Raw genomic sequence first — 22,616 nt, 5'->3', positions numbered from 1 at the left:
AGCCGTTGAGGTGTTCCCGACTCCTTGTGCGCACCGGCGATCAGCAGCGGCGGCATGCGGACGCTCAGGCCCACGTACGTCCGGGCTCAGTCGACGACCAGGGCGGCGCCGGTGGTTGGTCAGGGAGTGTGGTGGTCGGGGAGGAGGGCGGCGAAACCGGTGAGCAGGGCCTGTAGGCCGGTGTCGAAGGCGGCTTGGGCGCGCTGTTGGTCGGTGGGGGTGTGGTCGAGGGCGATGGCGAGGTGGGGTGCCTTTTCGCGCGCGACGTCGGAGACCATGACGGGCGGTGCGATCGAGTCGAGTGCGGAGCCGAGGGTGAAGCTCTCGAGGGCGGTGATCATGGGCATGATCTGGTCTTTGGCGAAGCCCGAGGTGAGCAGGAGTTCGGCGACTTCTTCGTAGACGGCGTGGATGCAGGGTTCGGCGAGTGGGGTGGTGGCGAGGAGGGGGACGGCTCGTGGGTGGGCGGTGAAGGCGGCGAGGTAGCCGCGGGTCCATTTGTCGAGCGCCTGGGGCCAGGGCTGTGACCAGTCCCGGTCGCAGCTGGTCGTGATGATGAGTTCCTCACGCATGAGCGAGATGATCTCGTCACGGCCGGAGACGTGGTGGTAGAGGGCGGAGGGGGCCACGCCGAGGGCTCTGGCGAGGGCGGGGATGGTGAGGGTGCCCTGTTGGTCGGCCAGGTCCAGGGCGGCGGCGGCGATGCGGCGGCGGTCAAGCAAGGGGGTGCGTGGCCGTCCCATGGTGGCTCCGTTTCGTGTTTGGGCTAATTGGCGGGTCTTTGGAGTGCGGCGGTGAGCTCGGATGGCCGTAACCGAGCCGTTATCGAATGGCATTCATTTATGCCTTCCCGAGGGTGGGGAAGTCGCCTATATTATCGTCAACTGAATGTCATTCGGTTAGGTTCGGGTGACGCCTCAGGTCAGGGAAAGGCAGATCGCACGCCATGCACGCCGACATCGTCTTCATCGGGGGAACCGGCCGCGCCGGGGACGTGAAACCCGGGGCACTGAACCCGGTCCTCGACCTCGTCCCCACCCTCACCCCCATCCTCACCCCCGCTCCGTCCCGTGACACAGAAGCAGGCTGGTCGGTATGGCCGCCCGCGCGGTAGAGGCGTCGATGGCAGGGGCACAGAGCGCGGCGATCGGCGTGGCCGTGCACGCCGCCGACCCGGTCAGCGGTGAGGGTGCCGTCGCCTGCCTGCGCGACACCCCCGGGATCACGCTGGTCCCGCCCGCTCGGAGACGGGAAGCCGACGTACTGCTGATCACGGTCCACCAGACCACGGAGGACATCGTCGAATGGATGGAACAGGCTGCGACCGAGTCGACCAATCCCGAGATGCGGATCGTGCTCATCGCCGAGACCATCAGCGAGCACTACCTGATGCGAGCGGTCGCCAGCGGGTTGGTCGGTTTCGTGTCGCGTGAGGAGGCCGACCGGGACCGCGTGGTGAAGACGATCCGGGACAGCAGCCGGGACCGCGCGCTCGTCCCCGAAAAGATGGTCGGCTGGCTGCTGGAGCAGGTCAGGACCATTCAGCGCACCGTGCTCGTGCCCCACGGGCTGGCCGTCGGCGGCTTGTTGGAACGGGAGGTCGAGGTGCTGAGGCTGCTCGCCGACGGCCTGGACACCGTGGAGATCGCCAAGCAGTTGAGCTACTCGGAGCGAACCATCAAGAACATCGTGAGTGGCATGTTGACCAGGCTGAACCTACGCAACCGCTCCCACGCGGTCGCGTACGCGATGAAGTGCGGGGCGCTGTGAATCCTCAAGAGCGCCTCTGCCGTGCCACATTCGCGGGAGGACCAGGATGACGAACACCCTGCCGGTCAGGCGTGGCTCGCGCGCGGCAGCTCCAGAGATGCCCGAGGGCGAGATCGAGTTGGCCGAGCCGCCGGTGCTCGGTGAGCCGGCGAGCGTCGACTTCGGGTCCGCGCTGGCCTTCCTCCCCATGGGCCTGGGCTCGGCCGCCATGGCGGTGGGCCTCTCGCTGGGCAACGGCTCGCCCACCACGTACATGATGTCCGGGATGATGGGCGTCTCCATGATCGCGATGAGCCTGACCCAGCTCGGGCAGGCCGGCAAGGAGCGCAAGCGGCGGATGCGGGCCGAGCGCCGGGACTACCTGCGCTACCTCGCCCAACTGCGCAAGCAGGCAAGGGAGGCGGCGGCCGAGCAGCGGGCCGCCGTCCTGTGGGACCATCCCGAACCCCAGGACCTGTGGTCGCTGGCGATGGGGTCCAGGCTGTGGGAGCGCCGCGCCAGCCACGACGACTTCGCCCGGGTCCGGGTCGGGCTCGGCTCACGACGAGCCGCGCTGCGCTTCGTCCCCCCGGAGACCAAGCCGGTCGAGGACCTCGAACCCCTCTCCGCGATCTCGCTGCGCAGGTTCATCAAGGCCCACCAGTCGGTCGAGGGCATGGCCGTCCCCGTCTCGCTCCGCAGCTTCAGCAGCGTCGAGTTCGCAGGGGACGGCGCCTACGCGTACATACTGGTCCGGGCGATGCTCTGCCAACTGGCCGTCTTCCACTCGCCGGACGAACTGCGGATCGCCGTGCTCACGGACGAGGAGGGCCGGGCGGACTGGGACTGGGTCAAGTGGCTGCCCCACAACGCCCATCCACACGAGCGTGACGCCGCGGGTGCGCTGCGGCTCGTCGCCACCGACCACGACGCACTGCTGGAACTCCTCGGTCAGGACGTCACCGACCGCCCGGACCACGACAAGTCCGAGGCGCCCAGCACGTCCGAGCCGTTCATCGTGATCGTCGCCGCCGGAACCCACCTCCCGGCCGGCTCCCGGCTGCTCGGCGCCGGCCTGCGCAACGTGGTCCTGCTCGACCTGACCGGTGACATGACCGGCGGTCCGAAGGTACTGCGTCTGACCACCGAGAACGGCGAGGTGACCTTCCCTTCCGGCGACTCCACGGCATCCGCGCGAGCCGACGGACTGAGTGCGGCCGAGGCCGAGAACCTGGCCAGACACCTGGCACCGATGCGTACCGGCGGGGTGGTGGACCTGGTCGACGAACCGTTCGAGAACGACTTCGACCTGACCGCTCTGCTCGGCATCCGCGCCCCGCGGACCTTGGACGCGGCCTCCCAGTGGCGGCCGCGTACCCCGCAGCATGCCCGTCTGCGGGTGCCCCTCGGGGTGACCGAGGACGGCGAGATCGTCGAGCTGGACTTCAAGGAGTCCGCGCAGAGTGGGATGGGGCCGCACGGCCTGCTGATCGGTGCCACCGGATCCGGCAAGAGCGAACTCCTGCGCACCCTGGTCATCGGCCTGTGCGCCACGCACTCCTCCGAGATCCTCAATCTCGTCCTCGTCGACTTCAAGGGCGGCGCCACCTTCCTCAACATGGAGAAGCTGCCGCACACGTCCGCGGTGATCACCAACCTGGCCGACGAGCTGCCGCTGGTCGACCGGATGCGCGACTCGCTGCAGGGAGAGGTGATCCGCCGCCAGGAGCTGCTTCGTGAGGCCGGTTACGCCTCCCTCTTCGAGTACGAGAAGGCCAGACTCGGCGGGGCCCGGCTCACCCCGCTGCCGTCGCTGCTTCTCATCGTCGACGAGTTCTCCGAACTGCTCTCCAGCAAGCCGGAGTTCGTGGACCTGTTCGTGATGATCGGGCGCGTCGGACGAAGCCTCGGCGTGCACCTGCTGCTCGCCTCGCAGCGACTTGACGAAGGCAGTATCCACAAGGTCGCGGGCCACCTCTCCTACCGGATCGCCCTGCGCACCTTCTCCTCCATGGAGTCGCGCAGCGTGATCGGCGTCACGGGAGCCTACGAGCTGCCCTCGGCGCCCGGCCACGGATACCTGAAGGTCGACACCACCAACCTGGTCCGATTCAAGGCGGCCTACGTCTCCGGACCCTGCCCGGAGCCGCAGACCCGCGCCGTGGCGGGCGACGCCCCGACCGGGCCGGCGGCCGAGATCGTCCCCTTCGGCCTCGATCAGCGCACGCTGCTTCCGGTCGACCCGGCGACCGTGGATCCCTTCGTCTCACCGGAACCTGACGAGCCGTCACGCGACGACGAGCAGTCCGAGAGCTCCGAAAGCCTGCTCGATGTGCTGATCGACCGGCTCACCGACGCCGGCCCGCCCGCCCGCCAGGTGTGGCTGCCACCGCTGGACGAGTCGCCGAGCCTGGACCAGTTGCTGCCGGGCATCGTGCCCGACCCGCTGCGCGGCATGAGCGCCAGCGACTACCCGGCCGTCGGCGCCCTGAAGATACCGCTCGGCATGGTGGACCGCCCCTATGAGCAGCTGCGTGAACTCCTGGTGGCTGACCTCTCCGCAGCCGACGGGCACGTCGGCATCGCGGGAGCACCGCAGAGCGGCAAGTCCACCCTGCTGCGCACCCTGATCCTCTCGCTCGCCCTGACGCACACCCCCGAGGAAGTCCAGTTCTACTGCCTGGACTTCGGCGGCGGCGGCATCGTCTCCATCGCGGGCCTGCCGCACGTCGGCTCGGTGGCCACCCGCCTCGAACGCGACCGGGTGCTGCGCACCGTCGAGGAGATGACCCAGATCCTCGAGACACGCGAGGAACGTTTCACCAGCATGGGCCTGGAATCCATGGCCGCTTACCGCGCGCTGCGCAGGAGCGGGCAGATCGACGACCCGTACGGCGACGTCTTCTTCGTGGTGGACGGGTGGGGCACGCTCCGGCAGGACTTCGACGAGCTGGAGGACCGAGTCGCCGAGCTGGCCAGCCGTGGTCTGTCCTTCGGTGTGCACGTCGTGGCATCGGCGGTCCGCTGGTCGGAGATCCGCCCCAAGCAGCGTGACCTCATGGGCACCAAGCTCGAACTCCGGCTCGGCGACGCCATGGAGTCGGAGGTCGGAACGCGGCAGGCCGGCGGAGTGCCCTCGCGTCCCGGACGCGGTCTCACCAGCGCCGGCCACCACTTCCTGTCCGCTCTGCCCCGGCTCGACGGCTCCTCGGAGATCGACGATCTGACCAGCGCGACCAAGGCCGCGGTGGCGGAGATCGAGACGTTCTGGACCGGCCGGTCGGCCCCGGGCGTCCGGCTGCTGCCCACCAACCTGCCGATGGAGCAGCTGCCGCCACCGGACGGCGACATGCGGTTCTGTCTGGGCTGGGACGAGAAGCGCCTGGAGCCCGTCTGGCACGACTTCGAGAAGGTGCCGCACCTGATGGCCTTCGGCGACGACGCCACCGGGAAGACCAACACGCTGCGCCTGGTCGCCAAGGCGATCACCTCCCGCTACACCCCGGCCGAGGCGCGCATCCTGCTCGCCGATCCCGGCCGGCAGCTCCTGAGGGACGTCCCCGAGGAGTACCGCGTCGGCTACGCCGTGGGCACCGAGGCACTGGCGCAACTCGCCGCCAGCGCCGCGGCGTCGGTGGGCGGCCGGGTGCCCGGCCCCGACATCGCCCCCGAGCGGCTGTCGCAGCGCGACTGGTGGCAGGGGCCGCGGCTGTTCATGCTCATCGACGACTACGACCTGTTCGCCACCGGCGGAGCCATGGACAACCCGATGTCGCCCATGGTGCCGCTGCTGGCCCAGGCGGCCAACATCGGACTGCACATCGTGGTCGCGCGCAGCACCTCCGGAGCGATGCGCGCCATGATGGACCCGCTGATGCGCCGGATGTGGGAACTGGGAAGCCCGGCGCTGCTCTTCTCCTACCCCAAGGAAGAGGGCAAGTTCATCGGCGAGGCCAAACCGCGCACGCTGCCCGCGGGCCGCGCTCAGTTCGTCACCCGGCGCGGTGTCGGTCTGCTCCAGACCGGACTCGCGGCGCCGTCATGAGCACTGCGACGGACACCCGGCACCCGGGCACCGCTTCGACCTCGCGTACAGCATCAACGATTCCCCGTCCGCGCACCGCAGGAGAACAATGAGCACCGCCGCGTCGTCCCCGTCCCGCGCAGGGCACGGGGGAACCGCCGATGTCTGCCGGCTGACCATCAACGCGCCATCCGGCCGCACCGACCTCGCGGTGCCCGTCTCCGCCATGATCGGTACCCTCCTGCCCGTCGTGGTGCGGCGGGCCGTGGCCGAGGACGACCTCGGCGGCAGCTGGGCGCTGCAACGTCTCGGAGAGGCCCCGCTGGATCTGGACGGCACCCCGGAGACCCTCGGCCTGCGGGACGGTGACGTTCTGTACCTGCGGCCGAAGGACAGCCCCCTGGCGCAGCTGCAGTTCGACGACGTGGCCGACGGAGTGGCCACCGCGATCAGCAGCCGAGGCAACCGCTGGCGACCGGAACTGACCCGGATCCTCTGCCTCGTCCTGGCCTGTCTGGTGCTGGTGTCCGGCGTCGTCCTGGCCCTCGCCGCACGCCCCGGTCCGCTGACCGCGATCACCTGCGGCCTGCTCGCACTGGGCCTGGTCGTCGGCTGCGCTCTGGTCACCACGAAGCTGGAAGACCGGGGCATGGGGACTGTCACCGGCCTGGGCGCATGCGTGTTCGCCACGCTGGCGGGCCTTGCGGCGGCGGCGGGCCCCGCCGGCCTGCTCTCACCCGGCCGGCTCGACGGGCTGGTCACCGCCGCGTTCACCGGGGCGGCGGCCGCCGCCGTCCTGGCGACCGGCAGGGTGCCGATCGCGGTGTTCGGCAGCCTGCTCGTGCTCGCGGGCACGGTGGAGTTCGGATCGTTCCTGTCGATCGTGCTCGGGTGGGACGCCACACGGGTCGCAGCGGTGCTCGCGTCGGCCCTGTTCGCCGTGTCCCCGGTCGCCCCGCGCATCGCGCTGTTCGTGGCCAGACTGCGCGTCGTGGAACTCCCGCACAACACCGAGGAACTGCAGCAGGGCATCGACCCGCTGCCGGAGGCACTCGTCACCCGCCGGGTCGAGGTGGCGGACGGCTACCTCAGCGTCTTCTTCCTGTCCGTGGCCGCGGTCTTCACGGTGGCCGCCGCGCTGCTGGTGCAGTCCCCGAACTGGTCGGGCTGGGTGTTCACCGCGGTGTTCAGCGCGGCGGTGCTGCTGCGCGCGCGTGGCGTGGCCAACGCGTGGCAGCGCATCGCGCTGGTGGTCGCCGGCGTGCTCGGGGCGATCCTGGTGCTGCTGTCCCTCGCCCTGGGGGCGACCCCTCTGGAACAGTCCGCCCTCATGCTCGGGCTGTTCGCCGCCGCCGCTCTGCTGCTGACGGGGGCCTGGCGCCTGCCCGGTGCACGGCTACGGCCGATATGGGGACGTCTCGGCGAGCTTCTTGAGGGCTGCACGGCGCTGGCCCTCGTCCCGCTGCTGCTGCAGGTGCTGAACGTGTACGCGTACTTCCGTTCGCTGGCCGGTTGAGGAGGCGGCGGTGCAGAATCGACGCGATCACGTCCAGGCACACAGGTTCGCCGTCGGCCGGCTGGTTTCAGCACTGGTGGCCGGCGATCCGGGCCCGGTCGAAGTCCCCATGCGGCGCGGCCATCTCGGCATGCAGTTCGGTGCGCTGGTGGCCGTGCTGCTCGCCGCGGGATTCGCGGTATACGGCCTGATGAGCCCCGGAGCGAGCACGGCCTGGCGCAGTCCCGGGTCGATCATCGTGGAGAAGGAGACCGGTAACCGGTACGTCTACCTCGGCAAGCAGCTGTACCCGATGGCCAACTACGCCTCGGCGCTGCTGGTCACGGGGGGCCGCGGCAAGGTCATTTCCGTATCACGCGACTCCCTGGACGGCGTCCGGCGGGGACCGCAGCTCGGCATCCTCGGCGCACCCGATGTCGTGCCTCCCGCCGCCGAACTGGTCTCCGGAGACCGTTCGGTGTGCCTGCCGCCGGGCAGCGGAAGCACGCTGGTGGACCTCGACCCGACGGGCCGTACCACCCCTGTCCCGCGCAACCAGCGGGTCCTGCTCGCCGGGCCGGACAACACCCGGTACATCCTCTGGCAGGGCCAAAAGTCCCGGCTGAGGTCCCATGCCGAACTGGTCGCGCTCGGCCTGGTGGCCGAACAGCCCCTCCGGGCCTCGGCGACATGGCTGGCTCAACTGCCCTCCGCCGGGACGCTGACCGCCCCGAGCATCAAGGGGGCGGGCTCCACGGGCCCCACCGTCGCCGGGAGTCCCGCGCGGGTGGGGCAGCTGTTCGAGGCCACGGCCGCCGGGGCACAAGAGCTGTACGTGCTGCTGCCCGACGGCCTCGCGCCGATCAACCGCACGGCGTCCGCCCTGCTCAGCGCGGTACCCGGAGCCACCGCACCGAAGCAGGTGAGCGCGGCCGATGTGGCGGCCGCCCAGGTCTCGTCGGACCGCTCCTTGCTGACCTCTGTGCCGGACGTGCTCTCGGGGTCCGCTTTCCAACCGGGAGGCTCAGCGCTCTGCGTGCTGCAGAAGGCCGGAAGCTCCAAGGGGGGCACGGTCGTGACCGAGCCCGTCGCGGCCGGCTTGAGCTCCTCCGGTCTGTATGTGCCGCCGAACAAGGCCGTGCTCGCCGCGGCGCCGTCCGCGCAGGCGTCCGACTCCGCCGACCCCACCGGCTCCGCGGCGCAGCTCTTCCTGATCACCGACAGCGGCAAGAAGTACCCGCTGGGTGACAACGCCGTCGTGGCGTTCGGCTACGGCCAGGCCAAGGTGAGCACGCTCCCGCGGGAGTTGCTCGACCTGGCGTCCACGGGTCCGAGGCTGGACGCCACCGCCGCCAAGACCGCCGTCACGGCACGTGCCGGTTAGGGAGGTGGGACGTAGTGCAATCCGAGAGCGGTCCGCGCAGTGCAAGCCGTGCGCGGTTGGAGTGCCAGGACATCGGCGGTGCGCTCCTCGTCCATCCCGAGGGGGAGATCGACCCGCGGGTGCGTGCCTTCGTCGCCGGGCTGGCCAAGGACCCCGAACACACCCTGGTCGTCGTCGACCTCCCGGCGGATCCGCCGACCGAGGACTGGGAGTCGGTCGCCGGACTGCTCCAGCGCAGAGGGCGTTCGTTCCGGGTGGTGATCGGCCGGCCGAGCAGCCGCGAGACCGCCATGACGGTCGGTCAGCTACTGGCCGACCGGCTCGACCGGACAGTGCTCACCCCGGACGGCAGGGTGCTCCCCGCCGCCGGGGGCGTCCTCTTCGTACCGGAGGACGGCGGCTCCGGATGGCTGGGCTTCCGCCCCCGCCGATCGTCCGTCTGGACGCGGCTCGCACCGCACAGACCGGCGCCCCGGGTCTCGCGGCGCTTTCCCGCGCCGGACTGGGACCACGCGGTGCCGCAGCGCTCCTTCGCCACCAGTGTCGTCGGCACGGCCGAACCCCTTCCCGCCGGCGTCTGGATCCGACGGACGGACCAGCCGGCGAACGAGCTGGACGTCCATCGCAGGAGACTGGCAGCCTTCCTGCGCTGCCAGACCGATCGCCTCACCGTGGTGCTCGGCTGCCCCGGGCCGGATCTGCCGCTGGCGGAAATCGAACGGTTCTGGGGATGCGTCGCGCCGGATGCCCGCCCTCTGGTGCGCTTCGTGCCGTACGGGCCGGTGGGTGCGCCGGAGGACAAGGCGCTCGGTCAGATACTGGCCGACCGGCTCGGCCACGAGGTCACCCTCTACGCCGGGTTGCCGACGGTCGGTGATCCGGGCACGGACGGCACGCTGACGCGCGTGCTCGGAGAGGACGGCACACCGGGCCCGACGACCTTCGTGCGTGAGCTCGTCTACCGGCAGGCCGGCGCGAACGGCTCCGTGGAGCTGGCGCCGCCCGCGTTGCTCGGCCTTCGTCCGCCGGTGGACGGTCTGCCGGAGGTCCTGCCCGGCGTGTACGAATACGCGCCCGACGCCGTGCTGGAGGTGACCCAGAGCGGTCTGTGGCTGCGGCCACCCACGGTCCCGGTCGACGTCACGGCCGTCTACCACGTCCCGCCCGACCGGACCGGTTTGGTCATCCACTTCGACGCGGGCACGTCGGAGTCCGCCGAGCGGATGCGGTCGCTGGCCGAAGAGGTACGGCAGAGGCTCGGTCCCGAGCTTGCCGCGGCATGCCGTGTGCTGCCCGCTCCGAAGGAAACAACCGGGAACCTTTCCCGCGTCGGTGCCCCGCACCCGCCCGGAGCTCATGAGCCCACGTCGGTACCGGGCCCGGCACCGGTGTCCGTGGAGGATGAGCCCGGGGCTGCGGCTGGGGCGTCGGTGCCTGCAACCGGACAGAGCGGGACCGCCGGACACAGCGGGAGAGAAGCCGGGGTCACGGAGCCCGGGTTGGTGCCTGCGAGGGACGAGCGTGGGCCTGCTGCCGAGGTGGCCGGGCCCGCGGCGGGCGGTCCAGGGCCGGTGGTCGATGTTCCGGATCCCGCGACCGGTGTTGCGGGGCCTGCGGTGGGTGAGCGCGCGCCGGCGTTCGAGAGGCGGCGGTCCACGCCGGAGTCCGTTGCGGATGATGGCGGGTCCGCTGTCGGCGTTTCGGGTTCTGCAGGGGACGGGTCCGTCCCTGTGGCGGGTGTCTCGGGGCCTGTCCCGGGTCCTGTGACGCACGGCCCTGGGCCCGTGGTCGCTCCTGCGGAGCCTGCACCGGGCTCTGCGGCCGGCGAACCTGCGCCCGGGGCCGCAGTGCCGACCCCCGCGCCGGGGCACCCCGGATCCGGATCAGGGGTGCCTGGGCCTGCCCCGGGTTCCGTGGCCGGCGAGCCCGTTCCCGTGGTCGAAATACCGGGGCCTGCAGGGGAGTCGGGGCATGAGGGACCGGTGCCGGAGGCTGAGACGGGCCGGATCGTCCCCGCGGCCGAGTCGGCGGAGCCTGAGCCGGTGTCCCTCACCCCCGGGACCGCGGCCACGCCGGCCGTGTCCGCTGGTCCCACGGGGCCAGACACCGAGGAAGCACAGCTGACGCCGCCCCCGGCTCCGATGCGCCCGCGATCCCTTCGACTGGAGTCCGCCCCGCCTGTCGAGACCGGACCTGTCGAACCGAGCGACGCCTCGGCCGCAGGTGCCGAAGCCATGGATCTGGAGATCCGGACAGGCCCGGCGCCGCGGACGACCGCGCTGCCGGCTCCGCCCACGCCGTCCGTGCCCACTCCCGTGCCTGCTCCCGTGCCGGCTCCGGTGCTGGACTCCGCGTCCCCCGCGGCGCATTCCTCCGGTCCTCCGGGAACGCCGGTTGTGCCCGCTGCCTCCGGCCCCTCGGGCGCGCAAGGTCTCTCCCGGGCCCCCGAACCATCCGGAACACCAACTCCCGCGCCGACTCCCACTGCGGCGCAGCAGCCCAGGGCCCAGCAGTCGGCGGTGCGGGTGCAACCCGTCCCCGGCCCCGAAGCCTGCGCCGCACCCCCGGAGCGCGGAATCGAGCAGGAACGGAGCTGGTTGCGAAGGACGTTCAAAGAGCAGTACGGCTCCGCCGCGAACCACGTGGCACGCGTGCTGTCCGAGTCCCCAGGGCTGCGCGGCGCTTCCCGGCAGTCCGCCGAGGACGTGGTCACCGACCTTGTCGCGGTCCGGCTGTACCTGTCCGGGGGCACCGACCGGATCGACAGCGCGGTGCGGAGCGGAAAGACCGGACCCCACGTACCGCTGGCCCGCTGCGTGGCATCCGGGCTGCGTCGGCTGCCGTCCTATCGCGGTGCAACGCTGCTGCGCACCACACTGAGCGAGGCCGAGTGGCAGTGGTACGGCAAGCGTCGGCTCGTCACCGAGTGGGCGTTCTGCTCCGCGCTGACCACGGCACATCCGGAGCTGGCCGGCGATGTCGACGTACTGATCTGGTCGATGACCGCCCGCCGTACCGCCCTGCTGGACGCAACCGTCCCCGACCGGGTGCTCTACCTGCCCGGCACCAGTTTCAAGGTGCTCGGGGTGCGCGACGCGGAACGACGCGTGCTGCTACGAGAGCTGACCGGTCCGGAGATCGGCGCGGACGGCAGCGTCGACCTCCGGCGCCTGCCCCTGGACGACATCGCCATGGCAGGGCTTGAGCAGGCCGCAACGGAATGGCAGGACGCCAAGCCCGCCACCCGCCTCCCGGCGGCGGCCGCCGGCACACTTCGCCATCCGCCGGGGCTGATCGTGACAGGCCGCAGCGCAGCGCCGCGCAGCGCCGACACCGCACCACCCAGAAAGGGAACGACGCCATGACGAGGCAGGTCCTGCTGGTCTCCCGGGACCGTCCGGGTGCCTACCAGTCCCTGGGCGACGCACTGCGCGCCGCCGCCGACGGCGCGCTGATCACCGTGGCCGGGGGGACGTACGAGGAGGCTCTGGTCATCACGCGCCTGGTGACCATCGCTGCCGAGAGCGGCACGAGCGAGGTCCTCATCCGTGTGAATTCGGGAAGCGCCGTCGTGATCGACGCCGAGGCGGTGAAGCTCTCCGGTCTGACGATCTCCGGCGGAGACGACGACACGGCCGCCGTCGAGATCCGGCGCGGCGAGGCCGCACTCGACGCCTGCCGGATCACCGGCGCGGGATGGACGGCGATCCTGGCGTGGCATCAAGGGACGCTGGCGGCACGGGACTGCCGCATCGACGAGGCACCCGGCGCCGGAATCGTGGTCACCTCGGCCGGGGGCAACACGGTCGAGAAGACCGTCGTGAAGGCGGCCCGCTCGTCCGCGATCGTGGTGGCCGAGGGCGGCCGGCTGTCGGTCCGGGACAGCGTCATCGAGCAGGCCGGCGGCAACGGGATCTGCGTCAACGGCCAGGGGGGCGTCCAGATCAAGGACACGGCGATCAGCGCGAGCGGCAAGCCGGCGCTGGTCGTCGAGCAGAACGGCGCGGCGGCCGTGTCGGGCCTCACCGTGACCGACAGCGCGAGCGTGGACGCGTACCTCACCGGCAAGGGTCGGATCACTCTCACCGGCTGCCGGTTCTCCGGTGCCGGTGCGGAGGCGGTGCACATCGCCGGTGGCGCGAGCCCGCAGCTCAAGGCGTGCACCCTCGCCGCGCCGGGCGGAACCGCACTCCGCATCACCGGGAAGTCGCGGCCCCGGCTGGAGAACTGCGAGATCACACAGGCGTCGGTGGGCGTCGTCGTGGACGGCGCAAGCACCGCCGACCTCAGACATCTGGCTGTACGCGAGGCGGCCGAGGCGGCTGTGCTCGTCACGGAAGGGTCCACCGCCGAGTTGGAGCACCTGCGGGTGGCCGAGGGCGCGGGCACCGGGCTGCGGGTGGAGGGCGCGGCCAAGGTCGCCCTGCGGGACAGCGAGATCGTCACCGACCGGGCGAACGCGGTGGTCCTGGCCGAGAAGAGCACCGGCACCTTCCAGGAGCTGCGCGTGCGCACCTCGGGCGGCACCGGGCTCGCCCTGACCGACGGCGGTGCGGCGGAGGTGGTGTCCGCCCGGCTCCAGGGCTGCGAGGTCCTCGTCGGCAAGGACGCGACGCTCACCCTGCGGGACAGCGAGGTCGCCGGCTCCGGGACCGACGCGATCCGGGTGACCGGCGGTGGATCGGTCTCGGCCGTCGGGTGCCGGGTGCACAGCGCCCGCGGACACGGTGTGAACATCCAGGCGAGCGCGCGTGCCGAGGTCAGCAACTGCGTGATCTTCGACAACGCGGGGGACGGCGTACGCACCAACACCGAGGAGCCCGTACGCGTACGCGACTGCGAAGTGCGCGACAACGGCGGCCAGCAGGTCCATCAGCTCCGGGACAATCCGCTGTTCTCGGCCAGCAACCTGACCGGCGGCGACCGGAAGAGCAAGTCCGGGCCGAAGAGCAAGAGGCGGCCGGAGGATCGCTCGGAGGGGCCCGACACATCGGAGACGGCGCAGCACACCGGCACCGGGCCGCTCGCCGAACTGGACGCGCTGGTCGGGCTGGAGAGCGTCAAGCAGGAGGTCACCGGCCTCATCAACCTCAACAAGATGGCCCAGCGCCGGGAGGAGATGGGCCTGCCCATGCCTCCGATGAGCCGGCACCTTGTCTTCGCCGGTCCTCCGGGCACCGGCAAGACCACGGTGGCCCGGCTCTACGGCGCGGTCCTCGCCGAACTCGGCATCCTCAGCAAGGGCCACATCGTGGAGGTCGCGCGCGCCGACCTCGTCGCTCAGTACATCGGTGCCACGGCCATCAAGACCACCGAGGTCTTCACCAAGGCGATCGGGGGCGTGCTCTTCATCGACGAGGCCTACACCCTGACGAGCCAGGCCAAGGGGAGTGGACCCGACTTCGGTCAGGAGGCCGTCGAGACCCTGATGAAGCTGATGGAGGACCACCGCGACGAGATCGTGGTGATCGTCGCGGGCTACTCCGAGCAGATGGACCAGTTCCTGTCCTCCAACCCCGGTATGGCCTCACGCTTCTCCCGCACCGTCGAGTTCCCCAACTACTCGGTCGAGGAACTGGTGACGATCGTCCGGGGACTGTGCGGCAAGCACTACTACGAGCTCACCGACTCCGCGCTGGACGCGCTCACCTCGTACTTCGAACGCACCCCGAAGGGCCCTACCTTCGGCAACGGACGCGTGGCCCGCCAGCTGTTCGAGTCGATGATCAACCGTCAGGCATCCCGGCTGGCCGCCAATCCCCCCACCGCCGACTCGGAGTTCACCCGTCTGTCGGCCGACGACGTGGAGAAGCCGTCCGGAGCGGAGAGCGCCGCACCCGGCTCCGGGGGCAACAGGCGCCCGGAGCCGCGCAGCAGCCGGCGCCTCGCGAACCTGGTCGGACTGGAGGCGGTCCGCACCTCGCTCCTCGAACGCCTCGCCGGTCTCGCGGAGTTGCACCGGCAGGGCCAGCCCGTCGCCGGGCTGATGAACGTCGTGTTCGCGGGCAGACAGGGCAGCGGCCGCAGTGCCGTGGCCGGGCTGTACGCGCGGTGCCTCGCCGAGCACGGGCTCCTGGCGACCGGCGCGGTGCATCGGCAGGCGCTGTCCGCGTTCCCGGCGCGCTGGCGGGAGCAGGCCGGGGCGTTCGCCGCCGCCCTTTTCGAGGAAGCCGCGGGCGGGCTGCTGCTGCTCGAACTGGACCAGGCGTTCCTGGCCCGCCCGGAGTCGGAGCGCAGTGCCGTGATGAGCTCGCTGCGAGCCGCCACGGACGGCAACGCCGAGGTGGCGCTGGTGCTGTTCGGGGAGGACCCGACGCTGGCGGAGGTCCTGAACGCGCGCGCCGGCTCCGAACTGGCCGCCTGCTTCGCCGAGTACCTGCCGTTCGTCGACTACTCCGGTGCGGAGGCGGCCGAACTCTCGCTGCGTTACCTGACAGCACGCGGATTCACGGTCGACGACCATGTCCGCGACTCGCTCGCCGAGCACTTCACCGACTCTCCGCCCCCGGCGGGCGCCTACGGGGCGCACCAGTTCGCCGCTCGTCTGGCCGCGTCGGACTCCCCGGCAATCCGCCCGAGCGGCGCCCGCCGGGACGCCGACGCCCCCGAATCCTCCGGTACCGGTCAGAGGCCTCCGGAGGAGGGCAGCCCGGCCCTGGCGGGAGCCGGCGCGGGGGCCTAGGGGGTGTCTCTTCGGTGGGTTGGTCGGTTGATCGGATGTGCCTGTCCGGAGGGTGATCACTGACGCGATGCGGGACCGGATCGAGCCGGTGATGCCAGCCGATCCGGTCCGTGGACGACGGTTCGTTCCAAACCGCTCACAAGAAGAGGGGCCCTTGGCCAAGCGGAATCCGATGATCAGGCGCTCGGACGCTCCCGCGGTGGCTTGAGCACGACGGCCCTCCTGGCCGATGACGGTCGGGCAAGGCCCCTGGCCCTGTACATCACCGCGGGCCAGGCGGGTGATGCGCCGGCGTCCGACGCGGTCATGGCCCGGATCAGAGTCCCGCGTATCGGACTCGGTAGGCCGAGAACCCGGCCCGAGGTCGTCCTTGCGGACCGGCCTGTTCCTCCCGCGCAATCCGCCGGCATCTACGACGCCGAGGCATCCGGGCCGTCAACCCCCAGCCCTCAGACCAGATCGGACCCCGTGTCCGGCGAGGCCGGGCAGGTGGCCGGCCGCCCAGCTTCGATCCGGCGGCGTCGAAGGTCGATCTGTACCCCGCGATCCATCAGGCTCCGCAGCTTCGAGCAGGTGGGGGACCACGCCGGCGCGCATTTCGCGGAGGTCGGGGATGTGGTCGTGTAGGGGGTTGGGAGTTCCGGGGGCAGTGTCAGAAGGCCAGAGCGGCGAACGCTTCGTCCAGGAGGCCGGGCAGGTCCAGCCGGCCGTCGGAGGCTGTCCAGTGGTCGAGGGCGACGTCGAGGCATTCCAGTGCCGCGGCGGCGCGTGCGGCGTGGGCCAGCGTCGTCGGTTCGGCCTCGCCGGCGCGCTCGGCGAGGGTCTTCGCGAGAGTCGGCCGCCAGCCCTTCTGCTTCTCCAGGTGGCGCGCGCACAGCGCCGGGGTGTCCTGGACCAGCCGCGTGATCACGAGCGCGCTCTGCGGGTCCTGCCGATAGCGCTCCATCAGGGTGTCCAGTGCACGCCGTAGCGCGGTCCAGTCGTCCTCGGTGGCGGGGCGGGCGCGCAGCGCCTCGGCGACTTGCTCGCCGTGTGCGTCGAAGGCGCTGAGGACGGCCTCCTCCTTGCTGCCGATGTAGCGCAGGAATGTGGAGCGCGAGACGCCTGCGGCGGTGGCGAGGTCGTTCACGGTCACGTTCTCGTACCCCTCGCGGCGGACCAGGTCGAAGGCCACCTGGGCCAGCTCGGCCCGTACCGCGTTGCGGGCGATGTCTCGGGTGCTGGTTCGGGTCACGGCTGGGGTCACGCCTCCGATACTACTGCAGGAAAGACTCAAAATTGCAGTCCTGAGCTCCTCGGTCTACTCTGACACAATGTTTCACATGTGGATCGTGATTTTCGAGATGCGCTCATGATTCACATGGGTGCGCACAAGCTCGGACGTTCCGCGTCGGCGCTACGGCGGCGTGGGCCGGGACTGGGCCGTGATCAGTAAGGCGGTGATCTGCAGCGGTGACGCGCTCCGCAGCGGCGACCCGACCTCGGCCGCTTCGCCCCGGAGAGGGCTGACCAAACCGTGTTCGACCTCGACGCCCTCATCACGTCCCTGCACCCGCAACGCGGCAGGCCGCGGGGGATCGAGGAGCACCCCGCCCCGGCCGCCCGATGCCTGGCCGAGCTCGGCTGACCCCGAGCACTCCTGCACCAACCAGACCGACCTACCACCGTTCAACCGGAGGCATTCGCATGACCACCTCATCCGTCCTCATCGTCGGCGCTGGCGCCACAGGGCTGCCCGTCGGCTACCACCTCGGGCTGGCGGGAGCCGACATCACCTTCCTGGTACGGCCGGGCCGCAAGGAGGCGCTCGGCTCCACGCAGCAGCTGTACTGCTACGACGACACCGAACTGAAGACCTTCGGCAACTACCGCGTCGCCGATGACGTGACGGAACTGGCGGGTACGGACTTCGAGTTCGTCGTCATCACGCTGGACGGCCACACCAGCCGGACGCAGGAGGGAACCGAATTGCTGCGCGGCCTGGGCAATGTGGTTCGGGCCTGCGACGCCCACGTCATCATGTGCGGCTTCGGCCTCGGTGTCCGCGAGCACCACCTCCAGGCCCTGGGCATCGAGGAGGACCGGCTCACCCACGGGTTCCTGGGCATGCTCAGCCATCAGGCCGCGGCCGACCTGCCCGTGCATCCGCCGACGGACCCGGCGACACTGGCGCAGGCGAGCGTCTGCTACCGGCATCCGGCGAACCGGATCGGCTTCCGCATCGAGACCGGCAATGCGGCTGCCGCCGAGCGGTTCGCCTCGCTGTACGAGCGCAGCGGTCAATCACAGTGTGCGCAGATCCCCCGCGCCGTCGACGACGTCTTCCTGAACGCCGCCGCGCCCGTGTACGCGGCGAGTGAGCTCGCCGGCTGGCCCGACTTCGCGACCCTGACGCAGGACGAGGAGCTGTGGAATCTGGCCTGCAGCGCCCAGACCGAGATCATGACGCTCCCGCGCCACGGCGAGACGGGACAGCAGATGGCCAAGGCCATGGGCCCGCGCGAGACCGCCCAGACACACCAGAACATCGAACAGGACATGCTGCCGCTGGACTACCAGGCGTTCAACCGATTCCACCACGGCGGCAAGGTCCGCGCCCAGGACGTCCAAACCCTGCACGACTGCCTGGCCGAAGGCCGCCGCACCAGCCATGCCATGCCCGCACTCGAGGACCTGCTGGCCCGGCTTGAGGCAGACCATGCTGACGACCAGGCACGGTGACACCTGATCGAGGGCCCCGCGTGCCAGAAGGGTGACGGGCGGAGCCCGCAATCCCCCGGCCTCCAGCGGCCGTGAGGGGGCTCGCCCCGCTTCTGCCCCGGCTGCGCCACACGCCGAGCGGGCCGATGAGATCGCCGGCGCAGAAGACTTCGTCGCCCGATCCCTGAGCGACCGCCACCTTCAGTGCGAGATCGAACAGGCTCGCAACGTCGTCGCGGGCTGGAACGGCGCCGATGACACCATCGTCACAGGCAAGAGAGCGAACTCTCCTCCAACCGCCTTGTCCACCCAGAGCTATCCGTTCTCGCCCGCGCAAGGCCCGCTACTGGGGAAGGGAAGGGCACGGGCCTGCCACGCGGTTGCCGCCCCACCAACCAGGGCTATGGCCGCTTCTCCTCTGTCCCAGCCCTCCTGTCGGCGGCTGCTCCTTCCGCCAACTCGACCCGCCAGCACCGGAGATGGCTCCGTCCCCTCACCGCAGACCCCCGACATCCCAAGGGAATGGCGAGTCGACGCCACAACGCCGTGGGCCAGCGAGAGAGCCGTGCGGGCGACGGATGGGGACTCCGGTGTCGTCGATGACGATGCCGGCGAGCATGCGGTAGAACTCCTCGGCGTCGATGCCGTGGTACCGCCCAAGGCGCATCTTGATCTTCATCGGCCCGAAGTGGTGGTTCTGCCGCAGACAGACGTAGCGCCGCTCCCACTTGTAGAAGCAGTTCCGGCTGATCCCGTAGCGCCGGCAGGTCAGCGAGACGTGTCCCATGACTTCCTCGGCGTGACGCAGGAGCGCCAGGCGGCGCTGGGCCTGGCGGTCCTGCTGCAGTTTGCCTGAAGGGTGCATGTCAGGCCTTCGTGGTGATGGGAGACCGCAGGTGTCAACAACGTCCGGCGGTCTTATGGGTAGGGCCTGCCGTCTGGATCAGGCCAGCTGTGAGCGCGTGCCTTCCAGTCGCCCGAGCGGGGCGATGGGGGAGTGTGCAGATGTATGGCGGAGGGGGCGTCGACGCGGAGGGTCGGCAACCGACGACAACGCGGCTGGGGGCCCCGCCCATGAGGCAGTGGGGGAGCGCGTGCCACGCCCCGCGGCGCTGATGCATGGGCCAAACGACGGGTCCTGGGGGTCGTCGGGGCAACGATCGCTGGTGGGCGGGGCAAGGGGCCGCGAATCCCGTTCCGTTGGTCCTGTGCCGCGGAGAAGGTGTGAGCAGACGGTTCGACAACGAACCCGGGACAGGAACAGGAGGGTTCGATCGCCATGGACCCCCAGCAGATGACACAGGTCGACCTCGCGGGTCTCCGCCAGGCCATCAATGTCTTCTCGAACGGCGTCACCAACTTCGACGGCCAGTACAAGGCGATGCACCAGACGCTCGCCAACATTCAGGCCTCGTGGAGGGGGCAGGCGAACGCGGCGTTCGACCGGGCACTGCAGAGCTGGCTCCAGGACTTCTACAAGGTGATCTCGGTGCTCAACGGCATGGAGAAGACCCTGGACGACAACACCAACCTGCTGACGCGGACGAACGAGGAGACCATCCAGAAGGCCCAGCAGGCCGCCGCCGGGATTCACGCTCCGACGCTCCCCGGATTCGCGGCCTAAGAACACACCGGCTTTCACAGACAGGAGAAGAAGATGTCCGACTACAGTGTCCAGTTTGCGCCTCTCGAAGATGCGGTCATGCAGATGGGCCGGATTTCCGCGCAGATCAACGACTTCCTGGGTGAACTGCAGAACGGCACGATGAAGGCCATCATCGAGTGGGAGAGCGGCGCGCGCGACCTGTTCGACGAGCAGCGGAACATCTGGGCCAGGGCTGCTACCGACATGACCGTGCAGGCCAGCAACGCACAGGTTTCGCTGGGCAAGATCATCGCCCAGTACGCCGAGGCCGAGCGGACCGGCGTGAGTTACTGGAGCCGCTGATGTCAGCCGCTGCCGGGCAGGCTATGGCGAAGCGGGCGCTGGACAGGATCGCGCATCGGCCCGCCCCCAAGGAGTGGGACCCCACGACCTTCCACGCGCCGCCCACGCGGTCGGCGCCGGAGAAGTCCGACATCACGCCGCCGCCGGTTCCGGGTGGTACCGGCCGGGGATCGAGGACGTCGGTCGACACGCCGTCCATGGAGCTCTTCGCCGACAACATGGACAAGCTCGCGGAGCCGGTCAAGAAGGCGTACGACAAGCTGATGCAGCTCCAGAAGGTCAACCCCGGAGCCTTCTACGACGCCTACATGCTCCGGCAGGTCGCCTGCGGAGCCAACGGTGACTCGGGGCTCCAGAACAACTACCTCAAGGTTCTCCACTCTCTCGGCCAGGGTCTGGCAGACATCAGCGCCGGCATGCGCCAGCTGAGTGCCAATTACAAGACCACCGAAGAAGAGGCCACGATGACGGCCGAGGACCTGAACACCGCAATGCAGTCCGCCCAGAGCGATTTCAGCAAGATGAACTCTGGCGGATGACAACACGCTGTATGGCTGCCTAGGCGGCGTCAGGTCCCCCTCCCCGGACCTGACGCCGCCCTAGGCGTTTTCCCATTCAGGTACGGACGAGAGCGCGGACGCCATGGCGAACTCCAAGAAGAACTACGACACCGGCAACACGACACAGGCGTCGGAGACCTCCGGAATCTTCGGCAACAACTCTGTCATGGGGTCCTCGAACGACTATGACTCCTGGGACTGGAAGCAGATCGAGGCGGTCATTCTCGGTGGTTCGAACATGGCGAAGCAGGACGAGCGGGACCGGGCGCAAACCGTGGCAGAGCCGCAAAGCCTCTACGACGCCGGCAACGTGTTCCAGTACGTGCACGACGTTCTGCGAGTGGTTTCGGAGCAACTGGTCACCCAGGCCAAGGCGCTGGCAGGTAACGCGGACTCGCCGTGGCAGGGCACCGCGGCGGACTCCTTCATGACCATGATGCAGACCTTCTCCAAGCAGGTGGCCTCCAGCACCAACGCGCTGGCCGGGGGGAGTATGGGCGCCTCGGTCGCGCAGACCCTCGTCGACGCCGGCAACAATCTCGCGGTGGCCCAGGCGAACATCCGGACCATTGACGACTGGTATGCCAAGCAGGCGCTGAAAATCGGCATCAAGCCGATGAAGAACGGGCTCATTCCCGTCAGCCAGAGCCCGGAGATCGTCAAGATGATGACGGAGGACATGCGCGGCGTTCTGCACTCGCTGGCGCGTCAGTACTCCGCCGAGACGCGCACACTGAACCAGGTCTCACCGACGATCATCACATCTCCCCTCGGCAGTCCGGTCGGCAACTTCGACCAGCCGAAGCCCACTGACTTCAAGCAGCCCGACATCACCGCGCCGTCCGGTGTCAACACGACACCCATCTCGATGGGCCCGGGTCCGACCGTTCCCACGAGGCCGGTCACGTCACCTGCTGTCCCGCTGCCGGGTACGACGTCGCCGACACTCCCGACCATTCCTCAGGTGACGGTGCCTTCGGTGCCGTCGCCTTCGGTGCCGTCCGTCACCCCCGCTCCCACGCCTGTGTCACCGCCGGGGTTGGGGGGGATCGGTCCCGTGGCCGCGCCGGTGACGACTCCCCTACCGGGGACAGGGCCTAACAGCTCGCCGGTGAGGTCTCCCGGCTTGCCGCAGACACCGGCGGTTTCACCGGTGGGTTCATCTGTGGGCTCATCTGTGGGTACAGCGGTTCCGACACCTTCGCGACTGAACGTGCCGACCAACTCGTCAGTGCCGCCATCCCAGTTGGCTTCGGCTCCGGTGAACTCACCCCTGCCGTCGCCCAAGCCGTCCCCTATGCCGACCTCCACGAACGTGAACCCCGCGATGCACGCGGCACTCAACCCGGGCTCCGTTCCCAACGCGACATTGCCGACCGCACCCGGGACGCGGGGCACGAACGTGCCCTCGTCGCCGTCTCGTGGCACTCCGGCTCCGATGCCGTCGGGTTTGTTGAACGGCGGTGGTGCGGGGGGCGGCTCCACGGGTGTTGACCCGGTGTCGCTGTCCTCTGCCCCGTCTGTTGGTGGGGTGCCGTCGCCGACGGGGGGTTCGGTGGGTCCTGTGGTGCCGCCGTCGCTCAACTCGGCGAGTCGGCGGGGGAATGCCGGTGGTGGGGCGGCGGGGATGCCCACACTCGGGTCTCCGGCTCCGATGCCGTCGGACTTGTTGCACGGCGGCGGTGGGCAGGGGGCTACGCCGCCCACCATGGGCACCATTGACGCAGGCGGCGTGACCGCGCCGACCGGTGGTGTACGTCCGGGTATCGACCCTGTGTCGCTCGCGTCGAACCCGCCTTCGAGCAAGGTGCCGTTGCCGGACGTATCGGCGCCCGGCCAGTCCGCGCCGACCGTTTCCGCGCCGAGTGCTCCTGTGTCCCGGATGCCGTCCGAGGTGCTGGGGCGTGGGGGCGCTGGTGGGGTGACGCTTCCGGGCTCGGGGGCCGGGAGCGGCGTCGGCGGGGTGTCGTTGGCGGGTGCCCCGGGTCTGGGAGGGCCGTCTCCGAAGGCGCCTGGTGCCGGTGTTGGTGCCGGTGCTGGGATGCCGTTCATGCCGATGGCGCCTGGGGGTGCT

15 protein-coding genes and 1 pseudogene are annotated in these 22,616 nt (G+C 70.1%); 13 read left to right on the top strand and 3 right to left on the bottom strand.

Translation table 11 applies throughout. The annotated features are described in order from the left end of the window. Positions 1-119: 119 nt before the first annotated feature. Positions 120-743 carry a TetR/AcrR family transcriptional regulator C-terminal domain-containing protein gene (locus tag AQJ67_RS05090; protein WP_063807283.1) on the bottom strand — a complete coding sequence of 208 codons (624 nt, stop codon included), beginning with the start codon at positions 741-743 and terminating at the stop codon, positions 120-122. Positions 744-946: 203 nt separating this feature from the next. Here AQJ67_RS05090 and AQJ67_RS47475 point away from each other — a divergent pair, with 203 nt between their 5' ends. From AQJ67_RS47475 to AQJ67_RS48540, 8 genes and pseudogenes are all read left to right on the top strand, one after another. Further along, the gene (locus AQJ67_RS47475; RefSeq protein ID WP_159058716.1) at positions 947-1,114 is read left to right on the top strand and encodes a hypothetical protein; all 168 of its coding nucleotides are present in this window, start codon (positions 947-949) and stop codon (positions 1,112-1,114) included. Next, positions 1,096-1,770, top strand: coding sequence for a helix-turn-helix transcriptional regulator (locus tag AQJ67_RS05085; protein ID WP_062716818.1), 675 nt, complete (start codon positions 1,096-1,098; stop codon positions 1,768-1,770). The genes AQJ67_RS47475 and AQJ67_RS05085 overlap by 19 nt, the downstream gene beginning before the upstream one ends. Before the next feature lie 46 nt (positions 1,771-1,816). Further along, positions 1,817-5,794: a type VII secretion protein EccCa gene (gene eccCa / locus AQJ67_RS05080; RefSeq protein ID WP_062716817.1), complete on the top strand. Its 3,978-nt coding sequence runs from the start codon at positions 1,817-1,819 to the stop codon at positions 5,792-5,794. 88 nt (positions 5,795-5,882) lie between these two features. Continuing rightward, positions 5,883-7,289 (top strand): type VII secretion integral membrane protein EccD, encoded by a 1,407-nt coding sequence (eccD, locus tag AQJ67_RS05075; RefSeq protein ID WP_062716816.1) that lies wholly within the window; start codon positions 5,883-5,885, stop codon positions 7,287-7,289. A 10-nt stretch (positions 7,290-7,299) separates the two neighbouring features. After that, entirely contained in the window at positions 7,300-8,652 is a 1,353-nt protein-coding gene (gene eccB, locus AQJ67_RS05070; RefSeq protein ID WP_062716815.1) for a type VII secretion protein EccB, read from the top strand. A gap of 14 nt (positions 8,653-8,666) precedes the next feature. Further along, the gene (locus tag AQJ67_RS47470; protein ID WP_159058715.1) at positions 8,667-12,017 is read left to right on the top strand and encodes a hypothetical protein; all 3,351 of its coding nucleotides are present in this window, start codon (positions 8,667-8,669) and stop codon (positions 12,015-12,017) included. Continuing rightward, complete coding sequence (locus AQJ67_RS05060) at positions 12,014-15,334, top strand: right-handed parallel beta-helix repeat-containing protein (RefSeq protein ID WP_062716813.1); 3,321 nt, start codon at positions 12,014-12,016, stop codon at positions 15,332-15,334. Before AQJ67_RS47470 ends, AQJ67_RS05060 begins: the two co-directional genes overlap by 4 nt. A gap of 168 nt (positions 15,335-15,502) precedes the next feature. Then, positions 15,503-15,846: pseudogene (locus AQJ67_RS48540) on the top strand (IS5/IS1182 family transposase); the annotation flags it as partial. A 140-nt stretch (positions 15,847-15,986) separates the two neighbouring features. Here the strand turns inward: AQJ67_RS48540 and AQJ67_RS05050 are convergent. Further along, on the bottom strand, positions 15,987-16,580 hold the full coding sequence (locus tag AQJ67_RS05050) for a TetR/AcrR family transcriptional regulator (RefSeq protein ID WP_062716811.1): 594 nt from the start codon (positions 16,578-16,580) through the stop codon (positions 15,987-15,989). A gap of 440 nt (positions 16,581-17,020) precedes the next feature. On the opposite strand from AQJ67_RS05050, the gene AQJ67_RS05045 reads away from it, so the two are divergent. Continuing rightward, positions 17,021-18,055, top strand: a complete 1,035-nt coding sequence (locus tag AQJ67_RS05045; RefSeq protein WP_062716810.1) for a ketopantoate reductase family protein — start codon at positions 17,021-17,023, stop codon at positions 18,053-18,055. Between the two features lie 472 nt (positions 18,056-18,527). Here the strand turns inward: AQJ67_RS05045 and AQJ67_RS05040 are convergent, their stop codons facing one another. After that, positions 18,528-18,899 (bottom strand): hypothetical protein, encoded by a 372-nt coding sequence (locus AQJ67_RS05040; RefSeq protein WP_062716809.1) that lies wholly within the window; start codon positions 18,897-18,899, stop codon positions 18,528-18,530. A 414-nt stretch (positions 18,900-19,313) separates the two neighbouring features. On the opposite strand from AQJ67_RS05040, the gene AQJ67_RS05035 reads away from it, so the two are divergent. The 4 genes from AQJ67_RS05035 to AQJ67_RS47465 all read left to right on the top strand — a co-directional run. Beyond that, complete coding sequence (locus AQJ67_RS05035; RefSeq protein WP_062716808.1) at positions 19,314-19,658, top strand: WXG100 family type VII secretion target; 345 nt, start codon at positions 19,314-19,316, stop codon at positions 19,656-19,658. A gap of 33 nt (positions 19,659-19,691) precedes the next feature. Next, positions 19,692-19,982, top strand: a complete 291-nt coding sequence (locus tag AQJ67_RS05030) for a WXG100 family type VII secretion target (protein ID WP_062716807.1) — start codon at positions 19,692-19,694, stop codon at positions 19,980-19,982. Beyond that, the gene (locus AQJ67_RS05025) at positions 19,982-20,521 is read left to right on the top strand and encodes a hypothetical protein (RefSeq protein WP_159058714.1); all 540 of its coding nucleotides are present in this window, start codon (positions 19,982-19,984) and stop codon (positions 20,519-20,521) included. The genes AQJ67_RS05030 and AQJ67_RS05025 overlap by 1 nt, the downstream gene beginning before the upstream one ends. Before the next feature lie 103 nt (positions 20,522-20,624). Then, a partial coding sequence (locus AQJ67_RS47465) for a WXG100 family type VII secretion target (protein ID WP_482258139.1) occupies positions 20,625-22,616 on the top strand: 1,992 nt, incomplete at its 3' end.

The sequence above is a fragment of the Streptomyces caeruleatus genome (assembly GCF_001514235.1).
Classification (GTDB): Bacteria; Actinomycetota; Actinomycetes; order Streptomycetales; family Streptomycetaceae; genus Streptomyces; species Streptomyces caeruleatus.
The sequence above is the reverse complement of the archived record's forward strand: the minus strand, read 5'-3'. Positions and strand labels throughout refer to the sequence as shown.